The sequence below is a fragment of the Streptococcus halitosis genome (assembly GCF_023147855.1).
Taxonomy (GTDB): Bacteria; Bacillota; Bacilli; order Lactobacillales; family Streptococcaceae; genus Streptococcus; species Streptococcus halitosis_B.
The window spans coordinates 22,461-40,121 of record NZ_JAHXOP010000005.1 but is presented as its reverse complement, the minus strand read 5'-3'; the positions used below and the strand labels follow the sequence as shown (position 1 = coordinate 40,121).

The 17,661-nt window shown below is 43.3% G+C and carries 13 protein-coding genes; 7 read left to right on the top strand and 6 right to left on the bottom strand.

Annotation, left to right across the window (positions count from 1 at the left end; all coding sequences use genetic code 11):
- Positions 1 to 16: 16 nt before the first annotated feature.
- Positions 17 to 1,918 (top strand): alginate lyase family protein, encoded by a 1,902-nt coding sequence (locus KZX55_RS08130; protein WP_248026562.1) that lies wholly within the window; start codon positions 17 to 19, stop codon positions 1,916 to 1,918.
- Positions 1,919 to 1,977: 59 nt separating this feature from the next.
- The gene (locus tag KZX55_RS08125) at positions 1,978 to 2,979 is read left to right on the top strand and encodes a LacI family DNA-binding transcriptional regulator (protein ID WP_000412460.1); all 1,002 of its coding nucleotides are present in this window, start codon (positions 1,978 to 1,980) and stop codon (positions 2,977 to 2,979) included.
- A 109-nt stretch (positions 2,980 to 3,088) separates the two neighbouring features.
- Here KZX55_RS08125 and KZX55_RS08120 read toward each other — a convergent pair whose 3' ends face one another.
- The 4 genes from KZX55_RS08120 to KZX55_RS08105 all read right to left on the bottom strand — a co-directional run bounded on the left by KZX55_RS08120 (position 3,089) and on the right by KZX55_RS08105 (position 4,745).
- Positions 3,089 to 3,628, bottom strand: a complete 540-nt coding sequence (locus tag KZX55_RS08120) for a DUF3278 domain-containing protein (protein WP_248026561.1) — start codon at positions 3,626 to 3,628, stop codon at positions 3,089 to 3,091.
- Positions 3,629 to 3,640: 12 nt separating this feature from the next.
- On the bottom strand, positions 3,641 to 3,982 hold the full coding sequence (locus KZX55_RS08115; RefSeq protein WP_248026559.1) for a hypothetical protein: 342 nt from the start codon (positions 3,980 to 3,982) through the stop codon (positions 3,641 to 3,643).
- Between the two features lie 64 nt (positions 3,983 to 4,046).
- Positions 4,047 to 4,535, bottom strand: coding sequence for a DUF3278 domain-containing protein (locus KZX55_RS08110; protein WP_248026557.1), 489 nt, complete (start codon positions 4,533 to 4,535; stop codon positions 4,047 to 4,049).
- A 15-nt stretch (positions 4,536 to 4,550) separates the two neighbouring features.
- The gene (locus tag KZX55_RS08105; RefSeq protein WP_001082470.1) at positions 4,551 to 4,745 is read right to left on the bottom strand and encodes a helix-turn-helix transcriptional regulator; all 195 of its coding nucleotides are present in this window, start codon (positions 4,743 to 4,745) and stop codon (positions 4,551 to 4,553) included.
- Between the two features lie 162 nt (positions 4,746 to 4,907).
- Here KZX55_RS08105 and rsmH point away from each other — a divergent pair, with 162 nt between their 5' ends.
- From rsmH to mraY, 4 genes are read left to right on the top strand one after another with little or no spacing between them, the layout of a single operon-like run.
- Positions 4,908 to 5,858 (top strand): 16S rRNA (cytosine(1402)-N(4))-methyltransferase RsmH, encoded by a 951-nt coding sequence (rsmH, locus tag KZX55_RS08100; RefSeq protein WP_247921204.1) that lies wholly within the window; start codon positions 4,908 to 4,910, stop codon positions 5,856 to 5,858.
- 10 nt (positions 5,859 to 5,868) lie between these two features.
- On the top strand, positions 5,869 to 6,186 hold the full coding sequence (ftsL, locus tag KZX55_RS08095; protein WP_195217259.1) for a cell division protein FtsL: 318 nt from the start codon (positions 5,869 to 5,871) through the stop codon (positions 6,184 to 6,186).
- 3 nt (positions 6,187 to 6,189) lie between these two features.
- On the top strand, positions 6,190 to 8,445 hold the full coding sequence (gene pbp2X, locus KZX55_RS08090; protein WP_248026555.1) for a penicillin-binding protein PBP2X: 2,256 nt from the start codon (positions 6,190 to 6,192) through the stop codon (positions 8,443 to 8,445).
- Position 8,446: 1 nt separating this feature from the next.
- Positions 8,447 to 9,427, top strand: coding sequence for a phospho-N-acetylmuramoyl-pentapeptide-transferase (mraY, locus tag KZX55_RS08085; RefSeq protein ID WP_248026553.1), 981 nt, complete (start codon positions 8,447 to 8,449; stop codon positions 9,425 to 9,427).
- 69 nt (positions 9,428 to 9,496) lie between these two features.
- Here mraY and KZX55_RS08080 read toward each other — a convergent pair whose 3' ends face one another.
- Positions 9,497 to 14,500, bottom strand: a complete 5,004-nt coding sequence (locus tag KZX55_RS08080) for an SIALI-17 repeat-containing surface protein (RefSeq protein ID WP_248026552.1) — start codon at positions 14,498 to 14,500, stop codon at positions 9,497 to 9,499.
- Positions 14,501 to 14,745: 245 nt separating this feature from the next.
- On the bottom strand, positions 14,746 to 15,459 hold the full coding sequence (treR, locus tag KZX55_RS08075; RefSeq protein ID WP_248026551.1) for a trehalose operon repressor: 714 nt from the start codon (positions 15,457 to 15,459) through the stop codon (positions 14,746 to 14,748).
- A gap of 184 nt (positions 15,460 to 15,643) precedes the next feature.
- Here treR and treP point away from each other — a divergent pair, with 184 nt between their 5' ends.
- Positions 15,644 to 17,611 (top strand): PTS system trehalose-specific EIIBC component, encoded by a 1,968-nt coding sequence (gene treP / locus KZX55_RS08070; protein ID WP_248026547.1) that lies wholly within the window; start codon positions 15,644 to 15,646, stop codon positions 17,609 to 17,611.
- Positions 17,612 to 17,661 lie beyond the last annotated feature (50 nt).

Here is a 17,661-nt window from a genome sequence, read left to right as displayed (position 1 = left end):
TTTCTGGTAATAGATAATGAAAGAAGAAAGAAGACAATTTTTTGAAAGAGTCGATGGGGACCAATGTCGTGACTATATCTTATCCCACTGTTCAAAAGACTATGAGAAAGTCAAGCGTTCTCTTGAGAGCTTGATGGACAATCGTTTTATGTTTGATAGTCCTTGGGATATGGAACCTTGTTCAAAAATTCATCAAATCCAGCCGATGGTATGGGATCAAGTATTTGAAGATGATCCAGAATGGGCTTATATGCTCAATCGACAAGAATATCTCTTGCAGTTTGTGATAGGGTATCTGGTAGAAGGAGATAAGGGCTATATTCAAAAGTGCAAGTTCTTTCTATTTGATTGGATTGAGCAGGTGAGAGAGTTTTCTCCTCAATCTTTGATGACTAGAACCTTGGATACGGGTATTCGTTCCTTTACTTGGTTGAAACTACTCTTGCTCTTCTTGAAATTTGACTTGCTAGAAGAGGAAGAACTAGAGAAAATTTTGGTCAGTCTAGAAAAGCAGATTGACTTTATGAGAAGCCACTATCGTGTCAAGTACACTCTTAGTAACTGGGGAATCTTACAAACAATTCCGATGCTTGCTATCTATCATTTCTTTTCAGATAAGATGGACCTAGAAGAAGCTTACCATTTTGCTTCAGAGGAGTTGAAACAGCAAATTGAGACGCAGATTTTAGAGGATGGGAGCCAGTTTGAACAGTCGATTCTCTATCATGTAGAGGTTTATAAAGCCTTGCTGGATTTGTGTCTCTTGCTTCCAGACTTGCAAGATAGCTTTCAAGAGTTGCTGGAAAAGATGGCGACCTATATTCAAATGATGACAGGATTAGATGGACGGACCTTAGCTTTTGGTGATAGTGATTCTACAGAAACGGCAGAGATTTTGAGCCTGTCTGCTGTGGTTTTGAACAAGGAAGATCTTCTTAACGGTCTGGATGTTAAAGTCGATTTGGTTAGTCTCTTGTTTCTGGGGCGAGAAAAGGTCAAGCGACTGCAGGAATTTGAAAAGAGAGCTTGGCAGCCTAAGTTCAGGATCTTTGAAGACTCTGGGCATGTCTGCCTTAAGGATGAACATCGCTATCTATTTTTCAAAAACGGTCCGCTGGGAAGTGCCCATAGCCATAGTGACGAGAATAGTTTTTGCTTACAGTATCAAGGCCAACCGATTTTCATAGATGCTGGGCGTTATTCTTATCGGGAGATAGATGAACGTTATCTCTTAAAGAGTGCTTGGAGTCATTCGACCTGTATGGTAGATGGGAAAGCTCCAGAAAGGATCACGGGATCCTGGGAATATGAATACTATCCTCACTCCCTGTTTTGTCACCACAAAGAAAGAGAGGGAGTGCATTATATTGAGGGGGCTTATTTGTCAGTAGATCCTGATTTGCCTTATCTTTACAGGAGAAAAATCCTCATGTTGGCAGAGGATGTCTGGCTCTTGGTAGATGATATCAGGTGTCAAGGTCAGCATGAGGCGTTGACCCAGTTTATTCTTGACAAGGATGTGACCTATCAAGATGGGAAAATCAATCAGTTGAGACTATGGAGTGAAGTTGATTTTGATTTAGAAGCTACCATTATTTCTCCTAAATACAATGAGCTTGAAAAAAGTAGCAAACTCACCAAGCGCCAATCCTTTGAGAATCAGATGCTGGATTATACAATCATTGCGCATGAGAGTTTTAAAATCATCCGCCATTCTGTCTACCAAACAGATGGTCGTGAAGTAGAAAGGGCTCTGGCTTTTGAAGTGAAAAATGACGAAACAGACAAGCTGATTCTGTTGTTAAGCGAGGATATTTGTGTAGGTGAAAAATTGTGCCTCGTTGACGGAACAAAAATGCGTGGGAAATGTCTAGTATATGATAAAATAAATGAGAGAATGATTCGCTTGCAGTGCTAGAAATAGGCATTTTGAATGGTGAATATGTTATAATAAGTATTAGTAGGAGGTGTTTTAGATTGGAGAAGAAACTGACCATAAAAGACATTGCAGAAATGGCTCAGACCTCGAAAACAACCGTGTCATTTTACCTAAACGGGAAATATGAAAAAATGTCCCGAGAGACACGTGAAAAGATTGAAAAAGTTATTCATGAAACAAATTATAAACCGAGCATTGTTGCGCGTAGTTTAAACTCCAAACGAACAAAATTAATTGGTGTTTTGATCGGTGATATTACCAACAGTTTCTCAAACCAAATTGTTAAGGGAATTGAGGATATCGCCAGCCAGAATGGCTACCAGGTAATGATAGGAAATAGTAATTACAGCCAAGAGAGTGAGGACCGGTATATTGAAAGCATGCTTCTCTTGGGAGTAGACGGCTTTATTATTCAGCCGACCTCTAATTTCCGAAAATATTCTCGTATCATCGATGAGAAAAAGAAGAAAATGGTCTTTTTTGATAGTCAGCTCTATGAACACCGGACTAGCTGGGTCAAAACCAATAACTATGATGCCGTTTATGACATGACCCAGTCCTGTATCGAAAAAGGTTATGAGCATTTTCTCTTGATTACAGCGGATACGAGTCGCTTGAGTACTCGGATTGAGCGGGCAAGTGGTTTTGTGGATGCTTTAACAGATGCTAATATGCGCCACGCCAGTCTAACCATTGAAGATAAGCATACGAATTTGGAACAAATTAAGGAATTTTTACAAAAAGAAATCAATCCCGATGAAAAAACTCTGGTATTTGTCCCTAACTGTTGGGCCCTTCCTCTAGTCTTTACCGTTATCAAAGAGTTGAATTATAACTTGCCACAAGTTGGGTTGATTGGTTTTGACAATACGGAGTGGACTTGCTTTTCTTCTCCAAGTGTTTCGACGCTGGTTCAGCCCGCCTTTGAAGAAGGACAACAGGCTACAAAGATTTTGATTGACCAGATTGAAGGCCGCAATCAAGAAGAAAGGCAACAAGTCTTGGATTGTAGTGTGAGTTGGAAAGAGTCGACTTTCTAAGATGAAAGGGAAATAACTTGCAACCTCTGTTAAGAAATAAAAGAATCCCATCTAGCATGCGCTGGATGGGATTGTTTGCCTATAAAATGAGAAATTAGCGAATCTTGCTCTATTTTTTAACGTGTTCCGATAAAAAGGCATAGGTCATGGTTCCAAAGATGGCACCAATTCCCAAACCTAAGATTAGTAAAGGGAGCATTTTATCGAACTGGGAGAGATTGTCCCAAAAGGTATCGAGGGGAAGATGCTGAACAAAGAGTTTATGAAAGATTAGTAAGAGGAAGAGACCAAGCTGAATGCTGAGGAATACACCCCAACTACGAACTTTGATTTGACTTTTGCTGTAGCTTTTGTGATGGATTTCGGACGGGTCATCCTTGTCTAAATGTAAGTTGCGAACTGCTAGTCTCGCCCTAGATGCGAGGACGAAGATAAGTCCAAAATAGAGGTAAGGCATGGCATCTCGAACCAACTCTATGAAGCGTCCAAATAGGAGATAGAATAAGAAGAGTAGGAGGGAGGAGTAAATGATTTGGATCAAGGAACGGGCGCAAGCCCTGTAGATTATCTCTTGGCGGCATTCATCAAAAGGCCCTTGTATGTGAAAGAATAGTTTGAGTAAGCGAGTGGTGAGATCTTCTTTTTTCATGGGAGTAATCTCCTAAACTAACTGTTTTTGATCTACTTCTTTTACTACTTGATAAAAGTTATAGAAGTAGGCCAAACTTGAAATGATGGTTACGACTAGGAATATTGGAAATTTCCATTGGACAGGGTTGGTTAGAAGCTGTGGAAAGGATATGAGGATAAAACAGAGAGATGCGTTTAGAAGACGTATTTTTTTTGATTGGATTTTCTGGAATCTCTGTCCCTTGTTCAATACAGGAAGGAATAAAAGAAAGATAATCAAGAAAGGATGCTCAATATGTCCAGAAAGTAGGAAAAAGGTAACAAAGATACTGATAAAAACATGACTGATCAGTAGTCTAGCTAGTGATTTCATAAGGCACCTCCTAGTCGTCTTCTTGGTCTTTCTTGGCCTTTTGAATGCGAAGAGAGACGATAATTTACATCATCAGTCCAAAAAAGAACGCTCCCAGTATAGTTTTTAAAATATGTTTTGAATTCAGAAGAGAACTGATGAAATTTGGATTTTCACTGGTTAGGGTATCGATGAGTGGCATTATAAAAAATATCGCTATGCCGTAAATCAGACCGGCTTTTAGACCCGGAAAATGTAGCTGTTTACTTTCTTTTTGACTCAGCATTTCGGGATCAATAGCTGTGATGCCCGTTTTCTTGGTTTGAGAGACCACATAGAGGGCAGCTACCATCGAAATGCCAAACACCACGAGAGGATAACCGATAGCGACAATTTGCGGGTATTTATAAGCAAGAACGAGCGGGATAAGATTGCCAAATGTCATGAGATAAAAGAGGACAATAAAGACCTGATTCCCGATACGATCGGCCTCGCGCCGTTTGTGTTCGTCAAGGGGACCAGAAATACCGTATATGCGTTTGATGAGTTTTTCAGTGAGAGTTTCTTTTTTCATTTGTTTGCTCCTTTTTTAAAAATCGTCTTCCCAAAAGAGGCTATTGAGGTCAGTTTGGAGGCTGCGGGCGAGGTTGAGACAGAGTTCTAGGGTTGGATTGTACTTGTCATTTTCAATCATGTTGATGGTCTGTCTCGAGACACCGATATCTTTGGCGAGCTCGAGCTGAGAAATGCCCAGTTCCTTGCGGAATTCTTTAACACGATTCATAGGGTCTCCTTTCTGATGTGTCGCATATATTTGACTACATTATATTATTTTGAGGATGAAATGTCAAGTATATATGACATGTTTTTAAGAATTTTTTTCGAAGAAACTTAGCCTTGTCTGACAAGTGCAAGCTGGTCAGATTTGTGGTAAAATAGATAGGATATGACAAAAGAATTTCATCATGTAACGGTCTTGCTTCATGAAACGATTGATATGCTTGACGTAAAACCTGACGGTATCTACGTTGATGCGACTTTGGGCGGAGCAGGCCATAGCGAATATTTATTAAGTAAATTGAGCGAAAAAGGGCATCTCTATGCCTTTGACCAGGACCAGAATGCCATTGACAATGCGCAAAAACGGTTGGCACCCTATATCGAAAAGGGAATGGTAACCTTTATCAAGGACAACTTCCGTCATTTGCAGGCACGTTTACAAGAGGCTGGTGTCCAGGAAATTGATGGAATTTGTTATGACTTGGGAGTGTCCAGTCCTCAGCTAGATCAACGTGAGCGTGGCTTTTCTTATAAAAAGGATGCGCCACTGGATATGCGGATGAATCAGGAAGCTCGTCTGACGGCCTATGAAGTGGTCAATCATTATGACTATCATGACTTGGTCCGGATCTTTTTCAAGTATGGTGAGGATAAGTTTTCTAAACAGATTGCTCGTAAGATTGAGCAAGCGCGTGAGGTGAAACCCATTGAGACGACGACGGAGTTGGCAGAGATTATCAAGTCAGCAAAGCCCGCCAAGGAGCTCAAGAAAAAGGGGCACCCTGCCAAGCAGATTTTCCAGGCTATCCGAATCGAAGTCAATGATGAGCTGGGTGCGGCAGATGAATCCATCCAGCAGGCCATGGACATGCTGGCTTTGGATGGTAGAATCTCGGTCATTACCTTCCATTCGCTGGAAGACCGCTTGACCAAGCAATTGTTTAAGGAGGCTTCTACAGTGGAAGTTCCAAAAGGCTTGCCCTTCATTCCAGATGATCTTAAGCCTAAGATGGAATTGGTATCCCGTAAGCCAATCTTGCCAAGTGCCGAAGAGCTAGCAGCCAACAATCGTTCGCATTCAGCCAAGTTGCGCGTGGCCAGAAAAATTCACAAGTAAGAGGAAAAACATGGCAGAAAGAATCGAAAAAACAAGCCAGTTATTGCAAACGAAGTTTAAAGGTTTTTCACGTGTGGAAAAGGCCTTCTATGTTTCGATTGCTGCAACAATGATTATCCTGGCAGTTAGCGTTGTGTTTATGCAGACCAAGCTATTACAAGTTCAGAATGAATTGACCAAGGTCAATGCTCAAATCGAAGAAAAGAAAACCGAGCTAGACGATGCCAAGCAAGAGGTCAATGAATTGATTCGTTCAGAACGTTTGAAAGAAATTGCAAACTCCAAGGATTTGCAGCTGAATAACGAAAATATCCGAGCAACGGAGTAAGAAATGAAACAGTGGAAAGAAAAAATCATCCGTTATGCCGTTCGTAATCGTAAATCTCCAGAAGAAAACCGCAGAAAAGTAGGGAAAATCCTGAGTTTATTGGCTGTCATACTCTTCGCTGTCTTTTTGGTCAACTTTGCGGTCATTATCGGAACGGGTAAAAAATTTGGTAAGGACTTGGTTCAAGAAGCCAAAAAGGTTCACCAAACAACCAAGACGATTCCAGCCAAGCGGGGGACCATCTACGATCGTAATGGTACGCCTATTGCAGAAGATGCGACATCTTATAATATCTATGCTATTATTGACAAGACCTACAAGTCAGCAACAGGCAAAATTCTCTATGTAGAGGATTCTCAATTTAATAAGGTAGCTGAAATTTTCCATAAATACCTCGATATGGAGGAGTCTTATGTCAAAGAACAGCTTTCTCAACCAGATCTAAAACAGGTATCCTTTGGTACCAAGGGAAATGGGATCACCTATGCCAATATGATGGCCATTAAAAACGACCTCAAAACTGCTGGTGTCGAGGGAGTTGACTTTACAACCAGCCCTAATCGTAGTTACCCCAATGGTCAGTTTGCTTCTTCCTTTATCGGTTTAGCACAACTCCATGAAAATGAGGATGGCACCAAGAGCTTGATTGGGACATCTGGATTGGAGAGTTCTTTAAATAGCATTCTGGCAGGTACAGATGGGATCATCACTTATGAGAAGGATCGTCTGGGAAACATCGTTCCGGGTACAGATCAAGCTTCCCAACAAACGGTAGATGGAAAGGATGTGTACACAACCCTTTCTAGTCCCTTGCAATCCTTTATGGAAACCCAGATGGATGCCTTTCAGGAAAAGGTAAAAGGCAAGTATATGACGGCTACCTTGGTCAGCGCTAAGACAGGGGAAATCCTGGCTACAACCCAACGGCCGACCTTCAATGCCGATACCAAGGATGGCATCACGAAAGACTTTGTCTGGCGAGACATTCTTTATCAAAGTAACTACGAGCCAGGATCCACTATGAAGGTGATGGTGTTGGCCTCAGCTATTGATAACAACACCTTCCCCGGTGGCGAATACTTTAACAGTAGTGAATTGAAAATAGCTGATGCGACCATTCGTGACTGGGACGTCAATGCGGGGTTGACTAGTGGTGGCACCATGACCTTCTCTCAAGGTTTTGCCCACTCAAGTAATATCGGGATGACTTTGCTTGAGCAAAAGATGGGAGATGCAACCTGGCTGGACTATCTCAATCGCTTTAAATTTGGGGTACCGACCCGTTTTGGTCTGACAGATGAGTACACAGGTCAATTACCTGCTGATAACATTGTCAATATTGCCATGAGTGCATTTGGACAAGGGATCTCTGTCACCCAGACCCAGATGCTTCGTGCCTTTACAGCCATTGCCAATGATGGGGTTATGTTGGAGCCGAAATTTATCAGTGCCCTCTATGATCCAAATGACCAGTCTGTTCGTAAGTCTCAAAAGGAAATCGTCGGAAATCCTGTGTCAAAAGCAGCAGCGTCCTCTACTCGGGAGCACATGGTCATGGTCGGAACAGATCCTGTCTACGGTACCATGTACAACCACAGCATAGGAAAGCCGAATGTCAATGTTCCAGGTCAGAATGTCGCCCTGAAATCAGGGACTGCTCAGATTGCCGATGAGAAGAATGGGGGTTACCTTACAGGTGAAACCAACTATATCTTCTCTGTTGTGTCGATGCATCCTGCAGAAAACCCTGACTTTATCCTCTATGTGACGGTGCAACAGCCAGAGCATTATTCAGGTGTTCAGCTTGGAGAGTTTGCCAACCCGATCCTTGAGCGAGCTTCTGCCATGAAAGAATCCCTCAATCTTCAGTCAACTGCCAAGAGCTTGGATCAGGTCAGCAAGAAGACAAGCTATGCGATGCCAGCTACCAAGGACTTTACTCCGGGTGACCTAGCAGAGGAATTGCGTCGTAACCTTGTCCAACCAATCGTTATCGGAACAGGAACCAAGATCAAGGAACTCTCGGTTTCTGAAGGAGATAATTTGGAAGCTAATCAGCAGATCTTGATCCTATCTGATAAGGTCGAAGAAATGCCTGATATGTATGGCTGGACAGATGAAAATGTGCAAACATTTGCTAAATGGCTAAATATAGAAGTCGAGTGGGAAGGTAGTGGCAAAACGGTCAAGAAACAAAGTGTCCGTGCCAATACAGCCCTCAAAGACATTAAAAACATGAAAATAACTTTAGGAGATTAAGATGATTAGTTCCATTAGTGCTGGAGTTCTAGCCTTTCTATTGACCTTGATAGGTATTCCAGCCTTTATCCGATTTTATCGAAAAGCACAGATTACAGGACAGCAGATGCACGAGGATGTCAAGCAACACCAAGCTAAAGCTGGGACTCCAACCATGGGAGGTCTTGTCTTCCTAATCGTTGCAGTAGTAGTGAGCTTCCTTGCCGCTCTCTTTACCCAACAATTGACTAACAATGTAGGCATGATTTTGTTTATCTTGGTTTTGTATGGTTTGGTAGGTTTTTTGGATGATTTCCTCAAAATTTTCCGTAAGATCAACGAAGGATTGAATCCTAAGCAAAAGCTTGCTCTCCAGTTGCTTGGAGGAGTGATTTTCTACCTCTTTTATGAGCGTGGTGGCGACATGCTTTCAGTTTTTGGCTACCAAGTTCATCTGGGTATTTTCTATATCTTCTTTGCCCTTTTCTGGCTAGTTGGCTTTTCAAATGCGGTGAATCTGACTGACGGGATCGACGGCTTAGCAAGTATTTCCGTAGTGATTAGCCTGTCTGCCTATGGTGTGATTGCTTATATGCAAAATCAACTAGATATTCTTCTTGTGATTCTTGCCATGATTGGTGGTTTGCTAGGTTTCTTCGTCTTTAACCACAAACCTGCCAAGGTCTTTATGGGAGATGTGGGAAGTTTGGCTCTTGGTGGGATGCTGGCAGCAATCTCTATGGCGCTCCACCAAGAATGGACCCTTTTGTTGATTGGAATTATCTATGTCTTTGAGACAAGCTCTGTTATGATGCAGGTTACCTACTTCAAATTTAGTGGTGGAAAGCGTATTTTCCGTATGACACCTGTGCATCATCATTTTGAGCTTGGAGGATTCTCAGGCAAGGGCAATCCTTGGAGCGAGTGGAAGGTTGACTTCTTCTTTTGGGGAGTTGGGCTTCTAGCAAGTCTCTTGACCTTAGCCTTTTTATACCTACTGTAAAACTAACTTTTGATTACAAAATAAAACAGGATGAAGGTGATCTTCATCCTGTTTTTGTGTGCTTAAAGGTTAGTTGGAGTCATCCTTTCTCCCTTTTAACATAAAAGTGGCTGTAAGGGCTAGGCTGAGGCCTGCTAAGAAGAGGAGTGGGTTGGACGTTTCTCCTGTTGCTGGAAGTTGTTCTTTAGGAGAATGATTTCCAGCTTTAGCAAGGCTAGGACTAGCTGAAAGTTGTTCAGTCTCGTGTGCTAAGGTTTCTGTATCTGAAGTACTTGGTTTTTCCTCTGTACTAGGGGTTGTTCCAGCAGCTTGATAGACGACAGCATAGGTACTGAAATGACTAGTAGTGAATTCTACCTTTCCTTCTCGAACGTCGAAATCAAGGGCTTGCAACTCCTTGGCCGGAGTGATATAGTAGACCTTTTCTACGCTAGATGAGATAGGCAATCGAACCAAGACAGAGCCTTTTGGCTGCAAGCTATGATCTGTTGGATTTTTAAGTTGTAGGTCGTAAGCATCATAGGTCTTGCCAAAGAGTTCTTGAGCTAAGACACGTCGGCTGGAAACGTGAGAAATTCCTTCTAAGTCACTGACTCCCCCAATAATTTCCACTCCAGTTTCCTTATCTTTTAAGACTCGAACTGGATAGTCAGGAAGGGTAAGGTTTGGAGCAGCCTGATCCCCACTAGTTCCGATAGGGTCAGTGTACTCAGGTTTTTCAAGAGTAGGGGCTTCCTCTTGCCCTGCGGTTCCGATAGGCTCAGTGTATTCCGGAATTGTCACTGTAGGCGGTTCCTCTTGCCCTGCCGTTCCGATAGGATCAGTATATTCCGGAATTTCAACAGTTGGAGCTGGTTCGTCCCCCTTGCTTGTAGTTGGCTGACTCTCGTCAACCTTTTTCTCTTCCTTTTTAGTAAAGACGGATACAATAGGACTACTTGTGGTAGTTCCTTGAATGGTATAAGCTTCAATGGAACTTCCAGCTTGTCGATCTGTACCCTCAGGGATTGGGATTTGAACCTTGTTGTCTTGGACTGATAGCACGGTCTGATCTCCGCTTGTAACCAAGTGCGTTTCGTCCACTTTGCGCAATACCAGAGGATCTTTGACACCTGGGAAGGTCACAGCGATGGCTTCCCAATCTCCGGATGGTAGGGTTAAGGAAACTTCTTTGTCATTTTCCTTAAGAGGAGCGATACTTGGACTATCTATCCCAACAGCAGGGGCTTTGATGATATCAAAGGAGTCTAGAGAAATTTTCTTGCGACCTTCTGGTGAATCTGGGTCAACACGTAATGTCAGGGTGTGCGGACCGTCGGTTAGATTTGTAAATTCGCCGATAAAGGCTCTCTTTTCAGTTGCACCTGAAGTGTAGAAGTCTAGACTTGGCATTTCTTTGCCATCTAGTGTAACACGTGCTCGTCCAAGGGCAAGGCTCTTCAAACCATAGATACGAATGCCCGTTCCAGTAAAGGAGATAGATGCCTGAGCTTCTGAAACTGCACTAGAGTCACTGTTGTTGATGTCAGCGTATTTTTCAGTACCTCCGTAGAGTTCAGGGTCAGACCAGTCCTTAAACTGGGAACCATACTGGATGCGTGAATCACGGTCATCCATTTTTTCAATCGTATTGCCTGCTCCTGCTAGGACCTTGAAGTAGTCTAATGAAATTTTCGAGCGTTCACTTCCACGTCCTTTATGCTCACGTTTAACACTAAGAGTCAATGTATGAGGTCCGTCTGATAATCCTGTGAAGCGACCGATGAGGCTACCTTTTTCAGTTGCCCCAGCAGTGTGGAAATCAAGCTCGCCGATCTCTTTTCCATCAATTTTAGCAGTGGCAAGACCTAGTTCAGATGATTTTAGTCCATAGATTTCGATGCCAACACCAGTGAAAGGAATAGTTGCAGTGATGTCCTCGTCTGTGTAGTCTCCTTTTGAAAGGTCAGCAAATTTCTCTGTTCCTCCAAACAATTCTGAGTCTGCCCAGTTTCCAAAGGCAGCTCCGTACTGGATACGGTTATCTCGGTCGTCCATCAACTCGCTATAGGTTTCGACAGTGGCCTGTTCAGAAACTTGTGTGGCAAGATCGCCTAGCATAGCCTTGACAGTATAGGTGTAGGCATGTTGAGGATCTAGTGATCGGTCGATAAAGTGGGTTTGATTGGTTACAAATTCTCTGGTTGCAGAGGCTTGGCCAGACTCGTCTTTCACTTGTCTTTGGATGACATAGTGGGTAGCGCCTTCTACTTGGTTAAAGATGAGTTCGGCAGTGACTCCATTTTGTCGAACGGCTGTCAGACTGGTTACACGACCAGGGAAGTGTTCAAAGGTAATGACATCACCTTTTTGTGTTGCCAGTTGGATGCGGCCATCTTTTAGGACAGTTGCCTTGACTGCTTTGCCATTGACCTTGATTTGGCTAGCTTCAATATTTGGATAATCTACAACCAGGTCTCCACCGACATTTGAAAGGAAGGACAAGCTTTGCAAGTTCTTATCTTTCCACTTCATGCTGACTTCAAAGTTTCCTCGAGCAACCAAGCCAGAAACCTGACCGTCTTTCCAAGCATCAGGAAGGGCTGGCAATGGTGCAATATAGCCAGTGTGTGATTGAAGGAGCATTTCTGCCATCCCACTGGTTGCTCCGAAGTTGCCATCGATTTGGAAAGGCGCGTGGGTATCCCAAAGGTTTTCTAGGGTTGAGTATTTGAGTTGTTCAGCGAGTAAGCGATGGGCGCGGTTACCGTCCAGCAAACGAGCCCAGAGATTGATTTTATTGGCCTTAGACCAACCTGTACCACCATCTCCACGGTGGTTCAAGGTAGCACGCGCAGCCTCTAGGTATTCAGCTTGGTCCTTGCTAAAGAGCGTACCTGGGAAGAGACCAACTAGATGGGAAACGTGGCGGTGGTGATTTTCAATCCCTTCATTGGTGAATTGGGGACTGTCCTCTTCGTACCATTCCTTGATGCGGCCTTCATTGTTGATGTGAAGGGGTTTTAGTTTGTCAAATTTAGCCTTGACCTCTGTGACTAAGTCTTTGTCGACATTCAGATGGTTAGCAACTTCCATGTAGTCGTGGAATAGTTGCCAGACTAGCGATTGGTCAAAGGTATTTCCGATGGTGATGGTCCCGTGTTCTGGTGAGTAGGATGGAGAAGACACCCAACGGTCACTGGCCTGGTCATAGTGCAAGAAGGAATTCCAGAACTTAGCTGTTTCCTTGAGCATAGGATAAATCTTTTCTTTGAGATAGGTCTCATCCTTGGTGAATTTATAATAGTCATAGACATTCTGCATCATCCAAGCGTTGGCTGCTGGAGACCAACCCCAATAGTAATTCCATCCTGGAGTAGTCCAGCCAAATGGTGTCGCCTGGGTGTGGACCAGCCAACCATTTTCTTGTCCGTCTTTTGATGCGATACCAGCGTATTCTTTAGCAGCGATACGGCCATAATAGCGCATGTCGTCAATGTAATTAATCATTGGCTTGGCTGTTTCAGCTAGATTGCTCATATAGGCAGGCCAGTAGTTCATTTGCAAATTGACATTGAGGTGGTAGTCAGCGTTCCAAGGTGGATTGTCTACAGCGTTCCAGACTCCTTGTAGGTTTGCAGGAAGGGCATCTGTCCGATCACGAGAAGAACTGATGAGTAGATATCGGCCATATTGGAAGAAGAGTTCTTCCAATTTTTGCCCTTTTTCTGGGTTATAGCCTTGAAGGGCCTCTTTTGTCGTTTGAGCAGTCTTGTTTCCGCCTAGGTTCAGTTTAACGCGGTTAAAGAGACTTTGATAGTCCTTGATATGGGCCTTTTTCAGTGTCTCGTAGTCTTTGGCCTTAGCTGCTTCGACAATCCCTTTAACTGTTTTTTCGAGGTCAATGTCTTTTCGATAGTTGGTTTTTGGATTCTGAGCAAAGTTAGTCTTGGCACTGAGATAGAGGGTCGCATAACTTGCGCCTGTAACGGTTAGTGTCTCGTCCTGAACAGTCACCTTTCCGTCCGTTTTAATTCCTAGGTAGGATGCAAATTTGAGGCCGCTATCTTTAACAGTTCCCTTTAGAAGGATTCCATGTTCATCTGTAGTAACATGTCCGTTCTTATAGTTGGAATATTCCCAAGAGTAGTCACCATTAGCAAGCAAGTCCTCTGTCAAGCTGTTCCAAAGGGTAAAGTCAAGTGTCTTGTTTCCTTTTTTGGTCAGGTGGGTCACAGTGACATCATCAGGATAACTGGAGAAGGTTTCGCGTTTAAAGGTCGTCCCATCTTGGGTGTAAGAAGTGGTCGTAGTAGCCTCTGTGATATCCAAACCACGGTGATAATCTGTTACTGTATCCAGACCCTTTTTCTGGTTATTGAAGACCATAAAAATATCACCAAAAGCTAGGTAACGTCCATACTGGGCGTTGTTTGGTCCGACTAGATTTTGTTCAGCCAATTGTTTGGCTTTTTGACGGTCTCCATCTTCGAGAGCCTTACGAATTTCTGCCAAGACCTTGTAGCGATCCTTGTAGTTCCCTCCATTATAGTCGGTGCTATCGGGCTGGGGACCTCCAGACCAGAGGGTCTTTTCGTTATACTGGATTCTTTCTTCACCAATGAGACCAAAGACCTTGGCTCCCATTTCTCCGTTTCCGACAGGAAGGGCTTGTTTTTCCCATCCATCATAGGAGGGAGCTGTTGGCTGATCGTAGTTGAGTTGATAGTTTTCTTGTTTTGTCACAGGCTGATCTGCTTTTTCAGTTTCCTTACTTTCTTTAGCTTCTACAATGGCTTCTTCACTAGCTTGACTATTTGTCTTCTGAGTCTCCTCAGCTGGCTTGCTTTCGGAAACTACTGGACTCTCTGCTAGAGACGGATTTGTAGTTTCAGTAGCTTCAACTGCTTTGGGTTCACTATCTGGCTTAGTGATAGCTTCGACAGAGGTTGGTTCAGTTTGCTTGACCTCCACACTGTCTGCGGATACAGTGTGGTTGACTAGAAAAATAGCCCCCAGCAAAACAGAAGCAGTCCCAACCGTCGGCTTGCGGATGCTATAGCGACAGGATTTCTCCCAAAATCTTTTATCCATAGAAATCTCCTTTAGTATTTGGAATCGTTTACATTTTGTAAAACAAATCCCTATATTTTTGTTTCTATTTACCTCCCATTCTACTGGCCGCTTAGCATTTGTCAATAGCTTTTTAGCAAGAGTCATATTTGCTGCTGTTTTTTCTAAAAAAAGTAGAAACTTAAGGAAGAAGATCCTCTTTTCCAACTATCAACTAGATCGTTTACTACTAAAAAACAGTTGAGAGTATTCCCAACTGTAGGTGTTTATTTCGGATGTCTTTTGGCAAAGTCAACAAAGTGAAATTTTTCTAATTTATGGCGACTTTCGGTGAACTGAAATTGGCGCCCGTCTTGGAGATAGACTTTTGACTTGATTGAAACGACATAAGGGTCTTTGCCAATGTCCATGAGAATCTTGTCTCGGTCACTCGTGTGGTCAATAGTAATTTCTTTCTGAGCATAATCAATATGGAGTTTGAGGTCGTCCTCTATATACGAGTAGATAGACTGCTCAGCGATTTGGCGAGTGAGATTTGGGATCAGTTCCATATCTAGATAGTCCGTATCCAGAACCGATACCAGGTCATCCACTACACGCTGGCGGACCACCTTCCACACCATCCGAAACTCTGGAAAGCCGGTTATTAGTGAGGATTTTTTATCGATAATGATCTTATCCAGACTGACCACATTGGTTTTAGAGCTCAGCCCCAGTTCCTGGACCAGTTCTTGGTAGCTGGTTAGGTTAGAGACAGGAAAATTGACCGTTTCTTCTTTGACGACTTGAGAACCTTGCCCCCTTATCTTTTTGATTAATCCTTCCTCTTGGAGGAGGGACAGAGCTTTTCGGACGGTGTCACGGCTCACCTGATACTGATTCATGAGTTCGTGCTCGCTAGGGAGGAAATCTCCGACAGCGTAAGTCTCGTTTTGAATGGTTTTTTGGATTTGCTTAAATAGTTGTTGGTATTTCTTCATATTGCTTCCTTAAATGGGTTTTTAGTCTAGTTCAATGGATACCTGTATCTATTTTACCATACAAGTTCTAGAAAATATCCCAAAATATCCTCTTTTTATCACAAACAAGTTGCCTACAGGTTTGGTATCGTTTACAATAGTCTTATCAAATAAAACTTGCTTTGACAAGTATAAGGAGAATCAAATGGGAAAATTTGAACAAGAAGCCAAAGATCTGCTTCAAGCGATCGGAGGTAAGGAGAATGTCACTGCCGTAACACACTGTGCGACGCGGATGCGCTTTGTTCTCGGAGACGAAAAGAAGGCCAATGTTAAGGCTATCGAGTCGATTCCAGCCGTCAAAGGGACCTTTACAAATGCAGGTCAATTTCAGGTGATTATTGGGAATGACGTGCCGATTTTTTATAATGATTTTACAGCTGTTTCAGGTATTGAGGGTGTCTCCAAAGAAGCAGCCAAGTCCGCAGCTAAGAGTAATCAAAACCTGGTCCAACGTGTCATGACCACTCTAGCAGAAATCTTTACGCCGATTATTCCAGCCTTGATTGTCGGAGGATTGATCCTCGGTTTCCGCAATGTATTAGAAGGTGTGCATTGGTCGATGTTGGATGGCAAGACTATCACAGAATCCTCTCAGTTTTGGGCAGGAGTCAATCACTTCCTCTGGCTGCCTGGTGAAGCGATCTTCCAGTTCTTGCCAGTAGGGATTACCTGGTCTGTTTCTCGTAAGATGGGAACCAGCCAAATCTTGGGGATTGTTCTCGGGATCTGTTTGGTTTCACCTCAGTTGCTCAATGCCTATGCAGTAGCTTCAACACCTGCATCAGAAATTGCAGCAAACTGGGTTTGGAATTTTGGTTACTTTACGGTTAATCGTATTGGTTACCAAGCTCAAGTTATTCCAGCATTACTAGCAGGTTTGAGCTTGTCTTATCTTGAAATCTTCTGGCGTAAGCATATCCCAGAAGTCATTTCCATGATTTTTGTGCCTTTCTTGTCTTTAATTCCAGCTTTGATTTTGGCTCATACTGTCTTGGGGCCAATCGGTTGGACAATTGGGCAAGGACTTTCAGCAGTTGTCTTGGCAGGTTTGACGGGTCCAGTTAAATGGCTCTTCGGTGCGATTTTTGGTGCCCTCTACGCTCCGTTTGTCATCACCGGTCTTCACCATATGACCAATGCCATCGATACACAATTGATTGCGGATGCGGGCGGAACTGCCCTCTGGCCAATGATTGCTCTTTCTAATATTGCCCAAGGTTCAGCCGTATTTGCCTATTATTTCATGCATCGTCATGATGAGCGTGAGGCTCAGATTTCACTTCCTGCAACCATTTCAGCCTATCTCGGTGTTACAGAACCAGCCCTCTTTGGGGTCAATGTCAAATACATCTATCCATTTGTAGCTGGGATGATTGGTTCTGCCCTTGCAGGGATGTTATCCGTTACTTTCAATGTAACGGCGGCTTCTATTGGTATCGGCGGTTTGCCAGGTATCCTCTCTATTCAACCTCAATACATGCTACCATTTGCAGGAACCATGCTAGTTGCTATTGTTGTACCAATGCTTTTGACTTTCTTCTTCCGCAAAGTTGGTCTCTTTACAAAGACAGAGGATGATACAGCCTTGCAAGCAGAATTCGTTGCCCAAGAAGAGGCAGAATTTGTCAGTCATGAACCAGTAACCCTTGCTCCAGTAGAAATTGTCAGCCCACTTACTGGTCAAGTGAAAGAATTGAGTCAAGCGACGGATCCTGTTTTTGCATCAGGCGTCATGGGACAAGGTCTAGTCATTGAACCAAGCCAAGGTGAGTTGACTTCTCCAGTCAATGGGACAGTGACGGTTCTTTTTCCTACCAAGCATGCCATCGGTATTGTATCTGATGAGGGGGTAGAATTGCTCATCCACATCGGTATGGATACAGTAGGGCTTGATGGCAAAGGTTTTGAAAGTCTTGTAGCCCAAGGAGACCATGTCACAATAGGTCAGAAATTGATTCGTTTTGATATGGATGTCATTAAGGCTGCAGGTCTCGTGACAGAAACTCCAGTTATCATCACTAACCAAGATGCTTATACAGCGACTATCACTGGAACTTATCCGACAACGATCCAAGCTGGGGAAGCTCTCATGGTCGCTACACGAATCTAATCGAAATAGTACAAACAGGGAAGGAACATCAGTTCCTCCCTTTTATCAGA

What these genes read in the sequence shown, in the direction of transcription:
- KZX55_RS08130 (WP_248026562.1), top strand. Translation starts at nt 17, where the DNA reads ATGAAAGAAGAAAGAAGACAATTTTTTGAAAGAGTCGATGGGGACCAA.
- KZX55_RS08120 (WP_248026561.1), bottom strand. Translation starts at nt 3,628, where the DNA reads ATGAAAAAAGAAGATCTCACCACTCGCTTACTCAAACTATTCTTTCAC.
- KZX55_RS08115 (WP_248026559.1), bottom strand. Translation starts at nt 3,982, where the DNA reads ATGAAATCACTAGCTAGACTACTGATCAGTCATGTTTTTATCAGTATC.
- KZX55_RS08110 (WP_248026557.1), bottom strand. Translation starts at nt 4,535, where the DNA reads ATGAAAAAAGAAACTCTCACTGAAAAACTCATCAAACGCATATACGGT.
- KZX55_RS08105 (WP_001082470.1), bottom strand. Translation starts at nt 4,745, where the DNA reads ATGAATCGTGTTAAAGAATTCCGCAAGGAACTGGGCATTTCTCAGCTC.
- rsmH (WP_247921204.1), top strand. Translation starts at nt 4,908, where the DNA reads ATGACAAAAGAATTTCATCATGTAACGGTCTTGCTTCATGAAACGATT.
- ftsL (WP_195217259.1), top strand. Translation starts at nt 5,869, where the DNA reads ATGGCAGAAAGAATCGAAAAAACAAGCCAGTTATTGCAAACGAAGTTT.
- pbp2X (WP_248026555.1), top strand. Translation starts at nt 6,190, where the DNA reads ATGAAACAGTGGAAAGAAAAAATCATCCGTTATGCCGTTCGTAATCGT.
- mraY (WP_248026553.1), top strand. Translation starts at nt 8,447, where the DNA reads ATGATTAGTTCCATTAGTGCTGGAGTTCTAGCCTTTCTATTGACCTTG.
- KZX55_RS08080 (WP_248026552.1), bottom strand. Translation starts at nt 14,500, where the DNA reads ATGGATAAAAGATTTTGGGAGAAATCCTGTCGCTATAGCATCCGCAAG.
- treR (WP_248026551.1), bottom strand. Translation starts at nt 15,459, where the DNA reads ATGAAGAAATACCAACAACTATTTAAGCAAATCCAAAAAACCATTCAA.
- treP (WP_248026547.1), top strand. Translation starts at nt 15,644, where the DNA reads ATGGGAAAATTTGAACAAGAAGCCAAAGATCTGCTTCAAGCGATCGGA.